Consider the following 17,260-nt stretch of genomic DNA (forward strand, 5'->3'; position numbering starts at 1 on the left):
TCCGTTCAGGTCCAATTCCTTACCACGCGAAAAACTCGGATCAAGCTATCTTTGGCATTGCGCGCAATAGAAGGTCGACCGCCCCGACTGGGTGATTCTGCGGATTTCGGCCCCGCAGCCCTCGGTCCGGCAGGGCTGGCCCTCGCGCCCGTAGACGTCGAAACTGTGCTGAAAATATCCAAGCTCTCCATCGGCTTGCCGGAAATCGCGCAGTGAGGATCCACCGGCCTCGATGGCCTCGGTCAGCACCGTCCGGATCACCGGAACCAGGGCTCCGACACGCCCGGCCGAGATCTGACCCGCCTTGCGACGTGGCGACACTCTGGCGCGGTAGAGCGCCTCGCAGACATAGATGTTTCCTAGCCCGGCAACGATTCTCTGATCCAGCAGCGCCGCCTTGACCGGTGTGGACCGGCCGCGGAAGGCGTCGATCAGATAGGTTTCGTTGAAATCGTTGCCCAGCGGTTCCGGCCCCAGCACGGCCAGCAGCTTGTGCTGCTCGGCGGTGGCCGTGGGCATCAGATCCATCGCCCCGAACCGGCGCGGGTCATTGAAGGTGATGCGCGCACCATTGGCCATGTGAAACACCACGTGGTCATGCTTCTGCGGCATCGGATGATGATGTACGAACTGTCCCAGCGGATCGCCCGACACGGTCATGCGGCCCGACATGCCCAAGTGAATCAACAGAGTCTCGCCGCCGCTCAGATCGGCCAGGATGTATTTCGACCGCCGCCGCAGACGCTCGACCCGCTGGCCGGTCAACCGTTCGGCCATCCGCTCGGGGAACGGCCAGCGCAGATCGGGGCGGTTCACGTCCGCCCTTTCGATAACCACGCCTTCCATCGCCGGGGCAAGGCCGCGTCTTACTGTCTCGACCTCGGGCAATTCGGGCATTAGACGGCTCCTATTCCAAAGGGCCGCATTGTGCCCCGGTTTCCAGGCCCTATAACAGAGACGAAATTCGACGAACGGCAAGGCTTATGTCCGACAATAGCGACAAGACCACTCATTTCGGTTTCGAAACCGTCCCCGAGGCCGAAAAGGCCGGGCGCGTGCAGGGCGTATTCAACTCAGTCGCGTCGAAATACGACGTAATGAACGACGTGATGTCGATGGGCATCCACCGTGTCTGGAAGGACGCGATGATGGACTGGCTGGCGCCACGCCCTGGCCAGCGCCTGTTGGACGTGGCGGGCGGTACGGGCGACATCTCATTCAGGTTCCTCAAACGCGCGGGCCACGGCCATGCCACCGTTCTGGATCTGACCGAGCCGATGCTGATCGAGGGCCGCAAGCGCGCTGAGGCTGCGCAGATGGCCGACAGCCTGGACTGGGTGGTCGGCGACGCGATGGCCCTGCCCTTCGAGGACAACACCTTCGACGTCTACACCATTTCCTTCGGCATCCGGAACGTGACCCGCCCGCAAGAGGCTCTGAACGAGGCCTACCGCGTGCTCAAACCCGGCGGGCGACTGATGGTGCTGGAATTCAGCCAGCTGCCCAATGACGGGCTGCAGAAACTCTATGACCTCTACAGCTTCAACGTGATCCCGCGCATGGGGCAGCTGATCGCGAATGACCGCGACAGCTATCAATACCTGGTTGAATCGATCCGCAAGTTCCCAGATCAGGATACCTTTCTGGGCATGGTGCGCGCCGCCGGGTTCGAGAACGCGAAATACCGCAACCTCAGCATGGGCATCGCCGCCCTGCATTCCGGCTGGAAGATCTGACGCATGCGCGGCCCCCACAACATCATCCGCCTGATCCGTACGGGCGCCACGCTGGAACGCACCGGCGCCATGAACGTGGTGCTGGACGCGTTCGAGGCTCCGCGCGCGTTGCGGATCCTTGCCCACACCTTAGGCAAACCGTTCCAATGGCTGGGCTACAAGGGCGACCCGAACATGCCGCCGGCCACCCGGGCGCTGACCGCCCTGGGCCCGGCCTACATCAAGTTCGGTCAGGTCCTGTCCACGCGCCCCGATGTCGTCGGCGAGGAGCTGGCCGAACAGCTCCGCGTCCTGCAGGACAAGCTGCCCCCCTTTCCACGCGACGTGGCCATGGCCGAGGTGGAAAAGGAGCTGGGCCAACCGCTGGACGAGATGTTCTCGGAGTTCAGCGAACCGATCGCGGCCGCCTCGATCGCGCAGGTCCACAAGGCCAAACTGGCCAGCACAGGCGAGGACGTGGCCGTCAAGGTCCTGCGCCCCGGCATCGAACGCGCGTTCCGCAAGGATGTGGATGCGTTCTATTTCGCCGCCCGGATCGTCCGGCTTTTCGCCCCCGGTGCGCGCCGTCTGCGCCCGATGGAAGTGATCGAGCATTTCGACGGCGTCGTCCGCGGCGAACTGGATCTCCGGCTCGAAAGTTCGGCGGCTTCGGAATTTGCCGCCAACACGCAGAACGACGAAGGCTTCTGGCTGCCGCCCGTGGTCTGGTCCCTGTCCGCGCGCCGGGTCATGACGCTCAGCTGGGCCGATGGTATCCCGCTGGGTGACAACGCCGCGCTGGACGCCGCCAATCACGACCGCCGCGACCTGGCCAACCGCGTGCTGCGCCTGTTCCTGCTGCACGCCCTGCGCGACGGCTTCTTCCACGCCGACATGCACCAAGGCAACCTCAAGGTCGCCGCGAACGGGGACATCATCGCCTATGACTTCGGCATCATGGGCCATATCGACGAATACACCCGCCGCGTCTATGCCGAAATCCTCTTCGGCTTCATCCGCCGCGACTACAGGCGCGTGGCCGAGGTGCATTTCGAAGCAGGCTACGTCCCGGCCGACCAGGACGTCGATGAATTCGCCCGCGCCCTGCGCGCAGTGGGCGAGCCGATCTTCGGCATGGACGCCACCCATATCTCGATGGGCCGTCTGCTGAACTACCTGTTCGAGGTGACCGAACGCTTCGGCATGGAAACCCGCACCGAACTGATTCTGCTGCAACGCACAATGGTGGTGGTCGAAGGCGTCGCCCGCTCGCTCGACCCGCATATCAACATCTGGGAAGTCGCCCGCCCTGTGGTCGAGGACTATATCAGGCAGTCCATCGGCCCCCGCGCCTCCCTGCGTGATTTTGGAAAAACAGCGCTGGTTCTTGCGCGGTTCGGGCCCCGCCTGCCTGATCTGGTCGAAAATGCCCTGATAGCCCAGACCCGCAAGGATGATCCATCCGGGTCAGATTTCTGGCCCAAGGCCATTCCAGCCGCGATCGGAGCAGCCGCCGGGGCAGTGGCCGTCCTGATCCTTTCGGGCTTTGGCTGAAAGGCGCCGTCGCTTCATCCGGCCAAAAATATCCTCGGGGGGAATCGCGCCCCGGCGCGATAGGGGGCAGACAGCCCCCCTGCCCAGCTCAGGATCAGAGCCGTTCGATGGCGATGGCAATCCCCTGCCCGCCACCGATGCACATGGTGATCAACCCTTTCGACCCGCCGATGCGCTCCAACTCGTACAGAGTCTTCAGCGTGATGATCGCCCCGGTGGCCCCCACCGGATGACCCAGGGCGATGGCCCCGCCATTCGGGTTCACCTTTGCCGGATCCAGCCCCAGTTCCTTGTTCACCGCCAGCGCCTGGGCGGCAAAAGCCTCGTTGCTTTCGATCACGTCGAAATCGCCCGCCGACAAGCCGGTCCGTTCCAACAGGTTGCGCACGGCCGGAACCGGGCCGATTCCCATTACCTCGGGACGAACGCCAGCATGGGCATAACCCAGGATGCGCGCCTTGGGCGTCAGGCCGGCTTTCTCGGCGGCACCCGCCGTGGCCAGAACCATCGCCGCCGCGCCGTCATTGATGCCCGAGGCGTTGCCCGCGGTCACACGCCCATCCTTCTGGAACACCGGCCGCAGCCCGGCCAGGGCCTCGGCCGTGGTGGCCTTGGGATGCTCGTCGACCTTGAAATCGACCATGTCGCGCTTGACCTTGACCTGCACCGGCGCGATCTGGCTGTCGAAATAGCCCGCCTCGATCGCGGCCGCGGCCCGTTGCTGGCTGGTCAGCGCAAACGCGTCCATCTCCTCGCGCGTGATCTGGTGCTCGTCGGCCACGTTCTCGGCGGTGACGCCCATGTGCCCGGTACCAAAGGGGCAGTTCAGCGCGCCCAGCATCATGTCCAGCGACTTGATGTCGCCCATCTTGGCACCCCAACGCGCCTGCGGAACGATATAAGGGCTGCGCGACATGTTCTCGGCGCCGCCTGCCACGGCAAACTCGGCATCCCCCAGCATCAGCGACTGCGCCGCTGACACGATGGCCTGCGCACCCGACCCGCACAGCCGGTTGACGTTCATCGCCGGGGTGGCATTCGGAATGCCCGCCTGCATCGCTGCAACGCGCGACAGGTACATGTCGCGCGGCTCGGTGTTGATGACATGCCCGAACACCACATGCCCAATCTGGTCGCCTGCGACGCCGGATTTCTCAAGCGCGGCCTTAGTCACGACGGTGGCCAGATCGATCGGCGCGGTCGCGGCCAGCGACCCTCCGAACGTACCGATTGCGGTGCGGGCACCATCCAGAATCACGATGTCGGTCATGTCTCTCTCCTCTTGGATTTGCGCGCAGTATGCACCCGCAGTATGGGCCTGTCGCGCGGGACGTTCCGTCATCGGCGGAATTGACAATTCCCGCCCGGACGCGCAAAAAATTCCGCCATGACGGAAAACTCAGACGATATCCTGACACGCCTGCCCGCCCGACTGAAAGAGGCCCGGCGCGCCAAGGGGCTGTCACTGGAAGCGGTGGCCAACCTCAGCGGCGTGTCCCGGTCGATGGTCAGCCAGATCGAACGCGGCGAAAGCAGCCCCACCATTGCGACATTGTGGAACCTGACACGTGCGCTGAACGTAGACTTTGCCGGGCTTCTGGATGAAGAGGTTCAGGGCGACACAATCGAAGTACTGAAACAGTCCGATGTGCCCAGTATCGACAATATGGGGTATGGCTGTCGGATCGGAATCCTTTCCCCGCCAGAAGATGCCGGTGGGCACGAAGTGTACGATATCTGGTTCGAGCCGGACGGAAAACTGATCAGCCAACCGCATGCAAAAGGCTCTCGTGAACATTTGACTGTTTTGATGGGATCGGTCGAGATTGAATCCGGCACTGCAACTGAGGTTCTGCATCAAGGCGACACAGGGCGTTATGCAGCGGATGTTGCGCACTCGATCACTGCGCATAATGGACCGGCACGCGTTTTTCTAATTGTGAAAACCGGTCGATAGGATCGACCGGCCGCCTGAACAGGCGGCCAGTCCGGATTGATAAATTATTCCTCGTCGGGTAGGTCGTTTGCGCCGCGGGTTCCTCCACGGTTGGAAACCTGGCCGTCTGTACCGGTAATGCTGCTGAGGCTGCTTCCAACATTGCCCCAGCCGCCATTTCCGCCGCCGCTCACCGCCGAAGCGGTTCCTTTGCCTTTGCTTCCAAAGTCTCGACCAAGCGTGGCCGCACCACCTGAAACAGCCCCGGCCATCGACTGAGCAAGCCCACTGTTACCACCACCGGTATTGCCTTTGCCAGGCCCCGCGAAAGCCGCTGTTGCACCGAACATCAGAGCCAGCGCCGCGGCTGATGAAATCTTAATCATATCGTTTCCCTCCCAGTTGATATGCAAATGAATACGCGGCGTGGAAAAAAGCGGATCACATTGAGTTCAGCAAAAAGTTATCACTTAAAGCTTCCTTCAATCCGTAATGTAAGAAAATTTTCCGTAATACTGAAATTCTCCTATTTCGGAAATACATCCGCTATGATAGACACCCGGGAGCTATGGAGGCCCAGATGGCAAATGCATTCCTATCTCACATCACGGACACCCTCTCGCAGATCAAGGCGGAAGGCCTGTACAAGACGGAACGAATGATCACCTCGCCCCAGGGCAGCGAGATCACGGTGGGCGGACGTCAGGTCATCAACCTGTGCGCCAACAATTACCTGGGTCTGGCCGACCATCCGGCGCTGATCGAGGCCGCGAAGAGTGCGATGGAGCCCAAAGGGTTCGGCATGGCCTCGGTCCGGTTCATCTGCGGCACGCAGGACATCCACCGCGAGCTTGAGCATCGGCTGGCCAAGTTTCTGGGCAAGGACGATTCGATCCTGTTCGCGGCCTGTTTCGACGCCAATGGCGGGTTGTTCGAACCCCTGCTGGGACCCGAGGATGCCATCATCTCGGACAGTCTGAACCACGCCTCGATCATCGACGGTATCCGACTGTGCAAGGCCAAACGCTATCGCTACATGAACAATGACATGAACGACCTCGAAGCCTGGCTGAAACAGGCGCGCGAGGACGGTGCCCGGCACATCATGATCGCCACCGACGGCGTGTTCTCGATGGATGGCTACCTGGCCAACCTGCCCAAGATCCGCGAACTGGCCAACAAATACGACGCGATCGTGATGGTCGATGACTGCCACGCCACCGGCTTCATGGGGCCGCGCGGCGCAGGCACGCCGGATCATTTTGGCGTGGACGTGGACATTCTGACCGGGACATTGGGCAAGGCACTTGGGGGGGCAATCGGCGGTTATATCGCCGGGCCGCAGCCAGTGATCGACCTGCTGCGGCAGCGGGCGCGGCCCTATCTGTTCTCGAATTCGCTGCCGCCGTCCATCGTCGCTGCCGGGCTCGAGGCGATCCGCCTGGTCGAAGACGGCGACATGCTGCGCAAGCAACTGTTCGGCAATGCCAAATACTGGCGCGCCGGGCTGGAAAAACTGGGGTTCGACCTGCTTCCGGGGGAACATCCGATCATCCCCGTGATGCTGGGCGAGGCGCAGTTGGCGCAGGACATGGCCGCCCACCTGTTCGACGAAGGGGTCTATGTCTCGGGCTTCTTCTTTCCGGTGGTCCCGCGTGGCCAGGCCCGCATTCGCACCCAGATGAACGCAGCGCTGACCCGCGACGAGCTGGACCGCGCCCTTGCCGCCTTTGGCAAGGTCGGCAAAGAATTGGGGGTGATCTGATGCGGCCCAACACGATGAAGGCGCTGGAGAAGTCCAAGCCCGAAGAAGGGCTGTGGATGGTGCAGGCCCCGGTCCCCGAGATCGGCCCCAACGAGGTTCTGATCCGCGTGAAGAAGACCGGGATCTGCGGCACCGACATCCATATCTGGAACTGGGATGAATGGGCGGCGCACACGGTGCCCGTCCCCATGATCACCGGCCACGAATTCGCCGGCGAGATCGTCGAGCTGGGCCGCAACGTGACCGGGTTGAAGATCGGCCAGCGCTGCTCGGGCGAGGGCCACCTGATCGGCACCGACAGCCGCCAGAGCCGCGCGGGCAAGTTCCACCTCGACCCGGGCACGCGCGGGATCGGGGTGAACGAACAGGGTGCCTTTGCCCAATATCTCAAGCTGCCGGCCTTCAACGTGGTGCCCCTGCCCGACGACATTCCGGACGAGATCGGCGCGATACTCGACCCGCTGGGCAATGCGGTGCACACTGCGCTGAGTTTCGATCTGCTGGGCGAGGACGTGTTGATCACCGGCGCGGGCCCGATCGGGATCATGGCCGCCGCGGTGGCCCGCCATGCAGGCGCACGGCATGTGGTGATCACCGACATCAACCCCGATCGACTGGCGCTGGCGCAGCATGTCGTACCCTCGGTCCGGGCGGTGAATGTGGCCGAGGAAGACCTGCAATCGGTGATTTCCGACCTGGGCATGAGTCAGGGTTTTGACGTGGGGCTGGAAATGTCGGGCTCGCAGGCGGCGCTGGACCAGATGGTCGAGGCGCTGGTGATGGGCGGCAAGATCGCCCTGCTGGGCATTCCGCCCGGCAAATCGCCCGTCGACTGGAGCCGCATCGTGTTCAAGGCGATCACCATCAAGGGCGTATACGGCCGCGAGATGTTCGAGACCTGGTACAAGATGATCGCGATGCTGCAGAACGGGCTGGATGTCAGTCGGGTCATCACCCATCGCTTTGCCGTCGATGATTTTGCGCAGGGCTTTGCCGCCATGAAGTCGGGAAAATCGGGCAAGGTGGTGCTGGATTGGACCTGACCCTCTGGATAGTTGCCAACGCACCTTCTAGACAGGTGCGCACACATGCCGGGGAGGAAATGAGATGGCCGACAAAGCCAAGGGCGACCGCCCGCTGGAACGCGGAATCGAAGACACGCTGGTGACCGATTTCGCGGGTACCCACCGCAAAAGCTATGGCGACTTCCTGCAGCTCAAGACCCTGCTGAACCTGCAGAAAACCTTTCAGGACCCGGCCCAACCCGATGAAATGCTGTTCATCATCATCCACCAGGTCAGCGAGCTGTGGCTGAAACTGATGCACCATCAGCTGGTCGAGGTGCGCCGGTTCCTGCAGCAGGATGAGTTCGGCCCTGCGATGAAGAACCTGGACCGGATCAAGGCGATCCAGCGGCAGTTGATCGCCGCGTGGGAAACCCTGCTGACCATGACGCCCGCTGACTATATGACCTTCCGCAAGGCGCTGGGCAATTCATCCGGCTTCCAAAGCTATGGCTATCGCCAGATCGAATTCATCCTGGGCAATAAGGACACCGCCACTCTGAAGGTGCACGAGCACGACCCCGAAGTGATGGAGATGCTGACCGCCGCCCTGGTCAAGCCGTCGCTGTATGACGAGGTTTTGCACATGCTGGCGCGGCAGGGGTTTGACGTGCCGCAGGACCTGTTGGACCGGGACTATTCAAAGACCTATTCAGGTGATCCGCGCATCGTGAAAATCTGGGCCGAGATCTACCGGAACACAGGCCGGTACTGGGACCTGTATGCGCTGGGCGAAAAGCTGATGGATGTGGAATCGCTGTTCCAGCGTTGGCGCTTCGACCATGCGACCGCCGTCGAACGTGTGATCGGCATGCAGCCCGGCACCGGCGGCTCCAGCGGCGTGGCCTTCCTGCGCAAGGCGCTGGACTTGCGGTTTTTCCACGATCTCTATGACGTTCGCAGTGACCTGATGTATGGCGGACAGGGCTGAGCCATGCTGTATCGCGGATTTTCCCAAAGCGAGCTGGAACGCGAATACGCGCCCAGTTCGATGATCGGCGGCGACCTTGCGCCCTATCTGGCGGCCTATTCGGCGCTTAGCGCACAGGCACGGTCGCAACTGACGGTGCAAGAGAACCTCGGCTATGGCGAAACGCCCGCGCAGGTGCTGGATTTCTTTCCCGCCCGAACGCCCGGCGCACCGCTGCATGTGTTCATCCATGGCGGCTATTGGCAGGCGCTCAGCCAGCGCGATTCGGCGATGATGGCGCCCGCGCTGGTCGTAGGCGGGCAGGCCTTTGCAACGGTGAACTACACGCTCGCCCCCGACGCGCGGCTGGGTCAGATGGTCGATGAATGTCGGACCGCGCTGATATGGCTGGCCACCCGGGCCAATTCGCTGGGGTTCAACGCCTCGCATGTCACCCTGTCCGGGCACAGCGCCGGTGCGCATCTGGCGGCGATGGTCATGGCGACATCGGCCGACCAATTCGCCCGGATAGGCTTGCGGGTGCGCGAAGTCATCCTGATCAGCGGCGTCTACGACCTGGAACCGATCAGCCTCACCCCGGTCAACGATCCGCTACAGTTGACCCCGGTCGAGCTGCACGACCTGTCCCCCATCCTGAACCTGCCGGCGCCCGGGCCGCGCTATCGGGTCACGGTGGGCGAGCGGGACACCGGCGAGTTCATCCGCCAGAGCCGCGACTATGCCGAAGCGTTGCGCAAGGCCGGCCATGCCGTCAGCTTTGATCTGCAGCCGGGCACGCACCATTTCGACATCATCCTCAAGGACGCGACGTTTCTGAACGACCACCCCTGAAAACGAAAACGGCGGCCCCTGGGGACCGCCGTTTCTTTCGATTTCGGCCGGATCAATCCAGCGTGCGGGTCACTTCCTCGCGCTCGAAGATCTCGATCACGTCGCCGGGGCGGATATCGTCGTAGTTCTCGAACGCCATACCGCATTCCTGACCCGACTGAACCTCGGCCACTTCGTCCTTGAAGCGTTTCAGCGTCTTCAGCGTGCCTTCGTGGATCACCACGTTGTCGCGCAGCAGACGCACGCCGGCCGAACGGCGGGCAACGCCCTCGGTGACCAGACAGCCGGCAACCTTGCCGACGCCGGTGACCTTGAACACTTCCTTGATCTCGGCATAACCGATGAACTTCTCTCGGATCTCGGCGCTCAGCAGGCCCGAGGCGGCGGCTTTGACGTCATCCACCAGGTCGTAGATCACCGAGTAGTAGCGGATTTCCACACCCTTCTGGTTGGCGGTGTTGCGCGCCGAGGCATTGGCCCGCACGTTGAAGCCAAAGACCGGAGCCCCCGACGCTTCGGCCAGGCCGATATCGGTTTCGGTGATGGCGCCGACGCCCGAGTGCAGCACGCGCACGCGCACCTCGTCGTTGCCGATCTTCTCCATCGCCTGCACGATCGCCTCGGCCGAGCCCTGCACGTCGGCCTTGACCAGAATGGGCAGCTCGGCCACGTTCTCGTCTTCCTTGGCCTTCTGCATCAGCTGTTCCAGCGTGGTCGCGGCACCGGCGGCGGCGCGCTTGTCCTTGGCGACCTGCGCACGGTACTCGGCGATCTCGCGGGCCTGCGCCTCGGTCTCGGTCACGTTCAGAACGTCACCGGCCTCGGGCGTACCGTTGAGACCCAGGACCTCTACAGGAACCGAAGGCCCGGCTTCCTGAACGCGCTCGCCTTTGTCGTTGATCAGTGCGCGGACCTTGCCGTACTGCTCGCCTACGACGAAGATGTCGCCTTGGCGCAGCGTGCCCTTCTGGACCAGCACAGTCGCAACCGGGCCACGGCCCACGTCCAGCTGCGCCTCGATCACGGCACCTTGTGCGGCGCGGTTCGGGTTGGCCTTCAGCTCGAGGATCTCGGCCTGCAGCGCGATGGCTTCCAACAGATCGTCCAGCCCCTGGCCCGTGATGGCCGAAACCTCGACATCCTGAACGTCGCCGGACATCTTCTCTACGATCACCTCGTGCTGCAGCAGGTCGGTGCGCACCTTGTCCGGGTTGGCTTCGGGCTTGTCGATCTTGTTGATCGCCACGATCATCGGAACACCGGCAGCCTTGGCGTGATTGATCGCCTCGACGGTCTGCGGCATCACCGCGTCATCGGCGGCAACCACCAGAACCACGATATCGGTCACCTGTGCCCCGCGCGAGCGCATCGAGGTAAAGGCCGCGTGGCCCGGCGTATCCAGGAAGGTCAGCGTGGTGCCGTCGTTGGTCTGCACCTGATAGGCACCGATATGCTGGGTGATTCCACCGGCCTCGCCCGACACGACCTTGGTGTTGCGGATCGCATCCAGCAGCGAGGTCTTGCCGTGGTCGACGTGACCCATGATGGTGATGACCGGCGGACGCGGCTGCAGGTCTTCTTCCTTGTCCTCGATATCGGCGATGACGTCTTCGACATCGGCGTCGGACACGCGCACGACCTTATGGCCGAATTCCTCGATGATCAGTTCGGCGGTGTCGGCGTCGATGCTCTGGTTCTGCGTGACCATCATGCCCATGTTCATCAGCGACTTGACGACGTCAGCCACACGTTCCGCCATGCGGTTGGCCAGTTCCGAGACCACGATCGTCTCGGGCAGCTGAACCTCGCGGATCACCTTTTCACGCTCGACCGATCCCCCCATGGCCTTCTGGCGCGCGCGCTCCTGCTTGCGCTTCATCGCGGCCATGGACCGCTGACGCCCACCTTCGCCGCCCGAAAGCGCCTGGTTCAGGGTCAGCTTGCCTGAACGGCGGCCATCGTCACGGCCTTTGCCACGGCTCTGGCGCTGTTCGCGCTCGCGGTCGGTCTTGCGCGGCGATTCGGCAGGCGCCTTGCCCGCCGGCGCGGCCTTGGCCTTGGGCGCCTCTTTCGCTGCGGCGGCCTCGGCGGCTGCACGCTGAGCGGCCGTCTCGGCCTCTTTGCGCTGGCGCTCTTCTTCTTCCGCCTTCTGGCGCGCTTTTTCTTCGGCCTCGCGCTGTTCGCGCTCCTTGGCCTCCTGTTCGGCGCGACGGCGCTCGCGCTCTTCGGCGCGCGCCTTTTCTTCGGCCTCACGCTTGGCGGCCTCTTCGGCCTCGCGTGCCTTTGCGGCCTGCAACGCCTTCAGGCGCCGCGCCATTTCGGCGTCGGAAATCCCGGCCGGCCGACGCGAAGGATCACCCGCCGGCGCAGCGCCGCCGCTGGGTTTGGTCGCTCCCGGCTTGGGAACCACCACGCGTTTGCGTTTGGTTTCCACCACGACATTCTTGGTCCGTCCGTGGCTGAAACTCTGTTTCACGTTCCCGGGGCGTGCCCCGCCACGCAGACCCAATGTCTTTTTGCCGTCACTATCGCTCATAAAGCTTCTTACCCTTCCGCGCGGCTCTTGCCGCCGTCATCCGTTTCGCGCAAGCCACGCAGGCGCTGCGCTTCCTCTACAACACGTTTGGCGAGTCCGCCAGAGGCGAGCGCCGCATGAATCACCGTTTGGCGCCCAAATGCCTGTCCAAGCTCGTCCGCGGTCAGCCACCCGATGTATTTGCCGAAATGCGGCGTGCTCAGCTTGGACTTGCCGCGCCCCGACCCGTCAACCGCCTGGATCAGCACCCAGGCCTGTTCCCGGTCCAGCCAGGTCTTGACCTTTTCATAGCCCGCGACCGCGTCACCCGACTTGCGCGCCAGACTGATCAGCTCGACCACCCGGCGCGACAATTGTCGTTCGACCTCGTCCACCAGGTTCTGCGGCACGGTGACCTGCGCCTTGAACCCGCGCGCGAACAGCTTCTTGCCGACAGCCGTATCCAGCGCCTTGCGGTCTGCCGAGACATAGACCCCACGCCCCGGCAGTTTTGCCGCGACGTCCGGAAACACCTGACCGTCCGGGCCGGTTACAAAGCGGATCAGGCCGAATTTCGGCTGCACCTCGCCCGTGGCGATGCATTTCCGCTCTGGCCCGTCGGACCGATCTTTATGGACGCCACCGCGACTCATTCACGTCATCCGAGGCCCGAGATCAGGCCTCAGCCTCCTCTTCCACCGTTTCGCCCTCAGCGTCTTCCTCGGTCTGCTCCAGCTCGGCGGGATCGACCCAGCCCAGCATGACCCGCGCGGTCATGACCAGATCCTGCGCCTCTTCCAGCGACACGCCGAAGGGTTCCAAGATACCGTCATCTTTGACCCGCTGGCCATCAACCGTGGTCCAGCCGCCGGCCAGTTCCCAATCGGCGCAGGTGGCGAAGTCCTCGAGCGTTTTCACGCCGTCCTTGGCCAGTGCCTCAACCATCTGGGGTGTCAGGCCTTCGAATTCAATGAGGCTATCCTCGGCGCCCAGCGCGCGGGCGTTGTCCAGCGCCGCCTTGGCCTGGGCCTCGATAACGTCGCGGGCGCGTGCCTGCAGCTCATGCGCGGTGCCTTCATCGACGCCGTCGATCACCAGCAGCTCGTCCAGTTCGACATAGGCGACCTCTTCGAGGTTGGTGAAGCCTTCCGAAACCAGAAGTTGGGCAAAGAATTCGTCCAGGTCGAGGCTGTCCATGAACAGCTTGGTCCGCGTCTCGAACTCCTTCTGGCGGCGGGCCGATTCCTCGGCCTCGGTCATGATGTCGATGTCCAGGCCGGTCAGCTGGCTGGCCAGTCGCACGTTCTGACCACGCCGGCCGATCGCCAGAGACAGCTGTTCCTCAGGTACGACGACCTCGATCTTGCCGGCTTCCTCGTCCAGAACCACCTTGGAAACCTCGGCCGGCTGCAGCGCGTTCACCAGGAAGGTCGGCTGATCCTCGTTCCACGGAATGATGTCGATCTTTTCGCCCTGCAGCTCGTTCACGACGGCCTGCACGCGGCTGCCGCGCATACCGACGCAGGCACCGACAGGGTCGATGGAATTGTCATACGAGATCACGGCGATCTTGGCGCGCGATCCGGGGTCGCGGGCCACGGCCTTGATCTCGATGATGCCGTCATAGATTTCCGGCACTTCCATCTTGAACAGCTCGGCCATGAACTCGGGCGCGGTGCGCGACAGGAAGATCTGGTGACCGCGCGGTTCGCGACGGACCTCCTTGATGTAGGCGCGCACCCGGTCATTGGGGCGATAGCTTTCGCGACCGATCTTGTCGTTGCGGCGCAGAACCGCCTCGGCCCCGCCCAGATCGACGATCACGTTGCCGAATTCCTCGCGCTTGACGGCGCCGTTGATGATGGTGCCGACACGATCCTTGAAGTCTTCGTACTGGCGGTCGCGCTCGGCCTCACGGACCTTCTGCAGGATGACCTGTTTGGCCGACTGCGCGGCGATCCGGCCCATTTCCACGGGCGGAACCTCTTCCTGGAACACGTCGCCCACCTGCGGACCGGTCGAGAAATCCTCGATCGGCTGTCCGTCGCGCAGCCAGACCGCGCGGCCATCCTTGCTGGGCTCGAAATAGGCGCGCGCCTGATCGACGGTCATCTCGGCCTGATAATTCTCAAGCTCGTCCTCATCGACCACGGTGCGGACGCGGGTAAAAGTCGCCTTGCCGGTCTTGCGGTCGATCGACACGCGGATGTCCATCTCGGCGCCGTATCGGCTCTTGGCGGCGCGGGCGAGCGATTCCTCCATCGCTTCGACGACCAGACCGGGGTCGATCATCTTTTCGCGGGCCACGGCCTCGGCGGTCTGCAACAGCTCAAGCTGGTTTGCTGAGGTGATTGCCATCAGTTCGTCTCCTCTTCGGACCCTTCGGTCTCAATCTCGTCGAAAGCGTTTTCGTTCAGGGCGCCGGCATCCTTGCGCTGGCGCAGCATTTCCTTGATCAGGTCATCGGTCAGAACCAGCTTGGCATCGCTCAGCCAGTCGAATTGAAGACCGATGGTGACGGTCTCTTCGCCGTTGGGGATGTTGATCAGAACCTCGTCCCCCTCGACGCCGGCCAGTTCCCCCTTGAAGCGGCGGCGACCGTCGATCAGTTCGGTGGTTTCCAGCTTGGCCTCGTAGCCCTCGAACGTCTCGAAATCCTTCAGCCGCGTCAGCGGGCGGTCGATGCCGGGGCTGGACACCTCGAGCGTGTAGGCGTCAAGGATCGGGTCCTCGACATCCAGCGTGGCGCTGACCGCGTTCGAAATCTCGGCGCAATCATCCACCTCGATGCCACCATCGGGCTTGTCGGCCATGATCTGCAGCGTGGTCTGCTTGCCGCTCATCAGGCGGATGCGGACCAACTCATACCCCAGATCCTCGATCACCGGAGTGATGATCTCGGCCAATCGTCGGTCGATCGCCGCCTTGGCTATCAGGTCGTTTGTCATATGGTGCTCTACCCTTCGATCGGGCACAAAAAAACGGGCGCGCGGCCCGTCGAATTTTCCGGTGGAGCCTCGGACCAGAAGTCCGACACGCCGCTGTTGCAACTGCATATACGCAGGACGACCCGAGTCTGCAACCCCTGCCGTCAACCAACCGACAATCGGCGTCGGTTTTCAGGCCGGGTTCAGGCTATCCACCAGCGTTCCGCGATTCGCCCATCGTCCAATGGCGCGCCCCGCCCGATCCGGCGCGGCAGGCCTACGGTGCCGGAGATCGCCAGCGACATCTCCGATTCGCTGGGGAAGAACCGCACATCACCCAAACCACGCAGCCCTTGCGCCGCCGGCAGCACCGACACGTCCACATAACGGTCGCGCAGCGCCTCGGCGCGCACGGCCGGGTCGGGGATCACGATGATGTCGACCGCCTCCAGCCAGCCGGCATGACCATCCTTGTAGTGGCCATCTACCCGGCGCCCGCGGAAATGGCGCCCGTCTTCGGCGCGTTCGACCCGGTAACACCCGGTGCCGTTCGCCTGCTGCAGCGGCGAAACGCTCTGCCCATCGCGGGTGATGACAAACCGGGTATCGGCCAGCAGGAAAGGCAGGCCGGGGTTGGCCTCGGCCAGTTCGATCTGGATGCGGTCCGGCGCCAGGGCTTCGGTGCGCCCGACCTCGGACAGGACCGCAAGAACATCCTCGGCCGTCAGTGCCGCACCGTCGTGAGACACCGCATCCGCACGCAGGTCGAACGTCCAGACCCGGGCCTCGGAATCGGTCTGCCAAGCGGTTGCCAACTCGCCGCGCAGAGTGCCGTCCGGCGCGATCTCGGTCAGGGTGTCGAACACCGCACCCCGAGCCAGCCGGTCCAGGCTGTCGTCGCGCGGCACGGCGATGCGCAGCACGCCGCCCGATTTCGGCGTATCCGCCAGCGAGGCCCCCGTCGCGGCCAGCAGGGCTGCGGCGGCACCCGAAGTGAACAGAGCACGGCGGTCGATGCGGGTCATGCCACCTCCTGCGCGGCTCGGTCCATGATGCGCACCAGTTCGGCGCTGATCCCGGGTTCCGACAGGGCGTGACCAGCCTGCCGCACCATCTTCAGCTCTGCCTCGGGCCATTTCTCGGCCAGGCCCCAGGCCGCCTGCGGGGGGCAGATCATATCGTAACGGCCCTGCACGATATGGCCGGGAATATGCGCGATCCGGTCCATCTGATCCAAAATCTGACCGTCATGTTCCAGAAACGCCTTGTTGATGAAATAGTGATTCTCGAGCCGCGCGAAGGTGCGGGCATATTCGCCGGGGCTTTCACCGACGGCCCCGTTCGTGTGGATCGAGGCCAGCGCGTTTTCCCAATGCGACCAGGCGCGGGCGTACAGGATCTCGGTCGCCCGATCGCCCGAAAACAGCCGCTTGTTGTAGGCGCCGATGGTGTCGGACAGTTCCGAGTCGCGCAGCAGCGAGGTGAAGCGCGCCCATTGTTCGGGCCAGAACTTGCCGGCTCCGCCGCCATAGAACCAGTCGAGTTCCGCCTGTGTGGCCAGAAACACGCCGCGCAGAACCAGGCGGGTCACCCGGTCGGGGTGGGTTTGAGCATAGATCAGCGCCAGCGTGGCGCCCCAGCTGCCGCCGAATACGATCCAGTCGTCGATCTCGAACAGTTTCCGCAGACGCTCGATATCGGCCACCAGGTGCCAGGTTGTGTTGTTCTCGACCGAGGCCGTGGGCCGCGACCGGCCGCAGCCGCGCTGATCGAACAGAATCACCCGGTAGACCTCGGGGTCGAAATAGCGCCGCATGGCCGGGCTGCAGCCGCCGCCGGGGCCCCCATGCAGAACCACCACGGGAATCCCGTCGGGATTTCCGCATTGTTCCACATAGATGCGGTGCCCGTCGCCCATATCCACCACGCGCTGGTCGAACGGATCGACCGGCGGGTAAAGATATTGCACTGCGCGCTTTTGGTCCGGGTATTTGTCCATTATGGCCCTATATAGTCCTTCAG

16 protein-coding genes are annotated in these 17,260 nt (G+C 63.4%); 7 read left to right on the forward strand and 9 right to left on the reverse strand.

Annotated features, from left to right (window positions below):
* Window positions 1–45: 45 nt before the first annotated feature.
* The gene (gene mutM / locus AC2FMM_RS13465; RefSeq protein ID WP_496712195.1) at window positions 46–897 is read right to left on the reverse strand and encodes a bifunctional DNA-formamidopyrimidine glycosylase/DNA-(apurinic or apyrimidinic site) lyase; all 852 of its coding nucleotides are present in this window, start codon (window positions 895–897) and stop codon (window positions 46–48) included.
* Window positions 898–983: 86 nt separating this feature from the next.
* Between mutM and ubiE the strand changes: the two genes are divergently transcribed.
* Window positions 984–1,736, forward strand: a complete 753-nt coding sequence (gene ubiE / locus AC2FMM_RS13470) for a bifunctional demethylmenaquinone methyltransferase/2-methoxy-6-polyprenyl-1,4-benzoquinol methylase UbiE (RefSeq protein WP_496683794.1) — start codon at window positions 984–986, stop codon at window positions 1,734–1,736.
* Window positions 1,737–1,739: 3 nt separating this feature from the next.
* Window positions 1,740–3,269, forward strand: coding sequence for a 2-polyprenylphenol 6-hydroxylase (ubiB, locus tag AC2FMM_RS13475; RefSeq protein ID WP_496796835.1), 1,530 nt, complete (start codon window positions 1,740–1,742; stop codon window positions 3,267–3,269).
* Between the two features lie 94 nt (window positions 3,270–3,363).
* Here ubiB and AC2FMM_RS13480 read toward each other — a convergent pair whose 3' ends face one another.
* On the reverse strand, window positions 3,364–4,539 hold the full coding sequence (locus tag AC2FMM_RS13480; RefSeq protein WP_496796836.1) for an acetyl-CoA C-acyltransferase family protein: 1,176 nt from the start codon (window positions 4,537–4,539) through the stop codon (window positions 3,364–3,366).
* A gap of 117 nt (window positions 4,540–4,656) precedes the next feature.
* Here AC2FMM_RS13480 and AC2FMM_RS13485 point away from each other — a divergent pair, with 117 nt between their 5' ends.
* Window positions 4,657–5,226 (forward strand): helix-turn-helix domain-containing protein, encoded by a 570-nt coding sequence (locus tag AC2FMM_RS13485; RefSeq protein WP_496712199.1) that lies wholly within the window; start codon window positions 4,657–4,659, stop codon window positions 5,224–5,226.
* Between the two features lie 44 nt (window positions 5,227–5,270).
* Here AC2FMM_RS13485 and AC2FMM_RS13490 read toward each other — a convergent pair whose 3' ends face one another.
* Window positions 5,271–5,591: a hypothetical protein gene (locus AC2FMM_RS13490; RefSeq protein WP_496683782.1), complete on the reverse strand. Its 321-nt coding sequence runs from the start codon at window positions 5,589–5,591 to the stop codon at window positions 5,271–5,273.
* Between the two features lie 194 nt (window positions 5,592–5,785).
* Here AC2FMM_RS13490 and AC2FMM_RS13495 point away from each other — a divergent pair, with 194 nt between their 5' ends.
* The 4 genes from AC2FMM_RS13495 (at window position 5,786) to AC2FMM_RS13510 (ending at window position 9,796) form a co-directional block, all read left to right on the forward strand.
* Window positions 5,786–6,970, forward strand: coding sequence for a glycine C-acetyltransferase (locus AC2FMM_RS13495; RefSeq protein WP_496712200.1), 1,185 nt, complete (start codon window positions 5,786–5,788; stop codon window positions 6,968–6,970).
* A gap of 14 nt (window positions 6,971–6,984) precedes the next feature.
* Entirely contained in the window at window positions 6,985–8,013 is a 1,029-nt protein-coding gene (gene tdh, locus AC2FMM_RS13500) for an L-threonine 3-dehydrogenase (protein WP_496796885.1), read from the forward strand.
* Between the two features lie 64 nt (window positions 8,014–8,077).
* Window positions 8,078–8,965 carry a tryptophan 2,3-dioxygenase gene (locus tag AC2FMM_RS13505; protein ID WP_496796837.1) on the forward strand — a complete coding sequence of 296 codons (888 nt, stop codon included), beginning with the start codon at window positions 8,078–8,080 and terminating at the stop codon, window positions 8,963–8,965.
* A gap of 3 nt (window positions 8,966–8,968) precedes the next feature.
* The gene (locus AC2FMM_RS13510) at window positions 8,969–9,796 is read left to right on the forward strand and encodes an alpha/beta hydrolase (protein WP_496796838.1); all 828 of its coding nucleotides are present in this window, start codon (window positions 8,969–8,971) and stop codon (window positions 9,794–9,796) included.
* Window positions 9,797–9,848: 52 nt separating this feature from the next.
* Here AC2FMM_RS13510 and infB read toward each other — a convergent pair whose 3' ends face one another.
* The 6 genes from infB to pip all read right to left on the reverse strand — a co-directional run bounded on the left by infB (window position 9,849) and on the right by pip (window position 17,237).
* Window positions 9,849–12,332, reverse strand: coding sequence for a translation initiation factor IF-2 (gene infB, locus AC2FMM_RS13515; protein WP_496794958.1), 2,484 nt, complete (start codon window positions 12,330–12,332; stop codon window positions 9,849–9,851).
* 8 nt (window positions 12,333–12,340) lie between these two features.
* A complete protein-coding gene (locus AC2FMM_RS13520; RefSeq protein WP_496680463.1) occupies window positions 12,341–12,964 on the reverse strand; it encodes an RNA-binding protein in 624 nt (207 codons plus the stop codon).
* A 22-nt stretch (window positions 12,965–12,986) separates the two neighbouring features.
* Window positions 12,987–14,669, reverse strand: a complete 1,683-nt coding sequence (gene nusA / locus AC2FMM_RS13525; protein ID WP_496796839.1) for a transcription termination factor NusA — start codon at window positions 14,667–14,669, stop codon at window positions 12,987–12,989.
* Window positions 14,669–15,259, reverse strand: coding sequence for a ribosome maturation factor RimP (rimP, locus tag AC2FMM_RS13530; RefSeq protein WP_149775996.1), 591 nt, complete (start codon window positions 15,257–15,259; stop codon window positions 14,669–14,671). Before rimP ends, nusA begins: the two co-directional genes overlap by 1 nt.
* Before the next feature lie 182 nt (window positions 15,260–15,441).
* The gene (locus AC2FMM_RS13535; protein WP_496796840.1) at window positions 15,442–16,263 is read right to left on the reverse strand and encodes an ABC transporter substrate-binding protein; all 822 of its coding nucleotides are present in this window, start codon (window positions 16,261–16,263) and stop codon (window positions 15,442–15,444) included.
* On the reverse strand, window positions 16,260–17,237 hold the full coding sequence (gene pip, locus AC2FMM_RS13540; protein ID WP_496796841.1) for a prolyl aminopeptidase: 978 nt from the start codon (window positions 17,235–17,237) through the stop codon (window positions 16,260–16,262). The genes AC2FMM_RS13535 and pip overlap by 4 nt, the downstream gene beginning before the upstream one ends.
* Window positions 17,238–17,260 lie beyond the last annotated feature (23 nt).

It is taken from the genome of Ruegeria sp. BHSC043, assembly GCF_059612985.1.

Bases quoted from the DNA above. Each gene is read 5' to 3' on its own strand.
- AC2FMM_RS13480 (WP_496796836.1), bottom strand. From the start codon at position 4,539: ATGACCGACATCGTGATTCTGGATGGTGCCCGCACCGCAATCGGTACG.
- ubiE (WP_496683794.1), top strand. From the start codon at position 984: ATGTCCGACAATAGCGACAAGACCACTCATTTCGGTTTCGAAACCGTC.
- mutM (WP_496712195.1), bottom strand. From the start codon at position 897: ATGCCCGAATTGCCCGAGGTCGAGACAGTAAGACGCGGCCTTGCCCCG.
- AC2FMM_RS13510 (WP_496796838.1), top strand. From the start codon at position 8,969: ATGCTGTATCGCGGATTTTCCCAAAGCGAGCTGGAACGCGAATACGCG.
- AC2FMM_RS13520 (WP_496680463.1), bottom strand. From the start codon at position 12,964: ATGAGTCGCGGTGGCGTCCATAAAGATCGGTCCGACGGGCCAGAGCGG.
- AC2FMM_RS13495 (WP_496712200.1), top strand. From the start codon at position 5,786: ATGGCAAATGCATTCCTATCTCACATCACGGACACCCTCTCGCAGATC.
- infB (WP_496794958.1), bottom strand. From the start codon at position 12,332: ATGAGCGATAGTGACGGCAAAAAGACATTGGGTCTGCGTGGCGGGGCA.
- pip (WP_496796841.1), bottom strand. From the start codon at position 17,237: ATGGACAAATACCCGGACCAAAAGCGCGCAGTGCAATATCTTTACCCG.
- ubiB (WP_496796835.1), top strand. From the start codon at position 1,740: ATGCGCGGCCCCCACAACATCATCCGCCTGATCCGTACGGGCGCCACG.
- AC2FMM_RS13490 (WP_496683782.1), bottom strand. From the start codon at position 5,591: ATGATTAAGATTTCATCAGCCGCGGCGCTGGCTCTGATGTTCGGTGCA.
- AC2FMM_RS13535 (WP_496796840.1), bottom strand. From the start codon at position 16,263: ATGACCCGCATCGACCGCCGTGCTCTGTTCACTTCGGGTGCCGCCGCA.
- nusA (WP_496796839.1), bottom strand. From the start codon at position 14,669: ATGGCAATCACCTCAGCAAACCAGCTTGAGCTGTTGCAGACCGCCGAG.
- tdh (WP_496796885.1), top strand. From the start codon at position 6,985: ATGAAGGCGCTGGAGAAGTCCAAGCCCGAAGAAGGGCTGTGGATGGTG.
- rimP (WP_149775996.1), bottom strand. From the start codon at position 15,259: ATGACAAACGACCTGATAGCCAAGGCGGCGATCGACCGACGATTGGCC.
- AC2FMM_RS13505 (WP_496796837.1), top strand. From the start codon at position 8,078: ATGGCCGACAAAGCCAAGGGCGACCGCCCGCTGGAACGCGGAATCGAA.
- AC2FMM_RS13485 (WP_496712199.1), top strand. From the start codon at position 4,657: ATGACGGAAAACTCAGACGATATCCTGACACGCCTGCCCGCCCGACTG.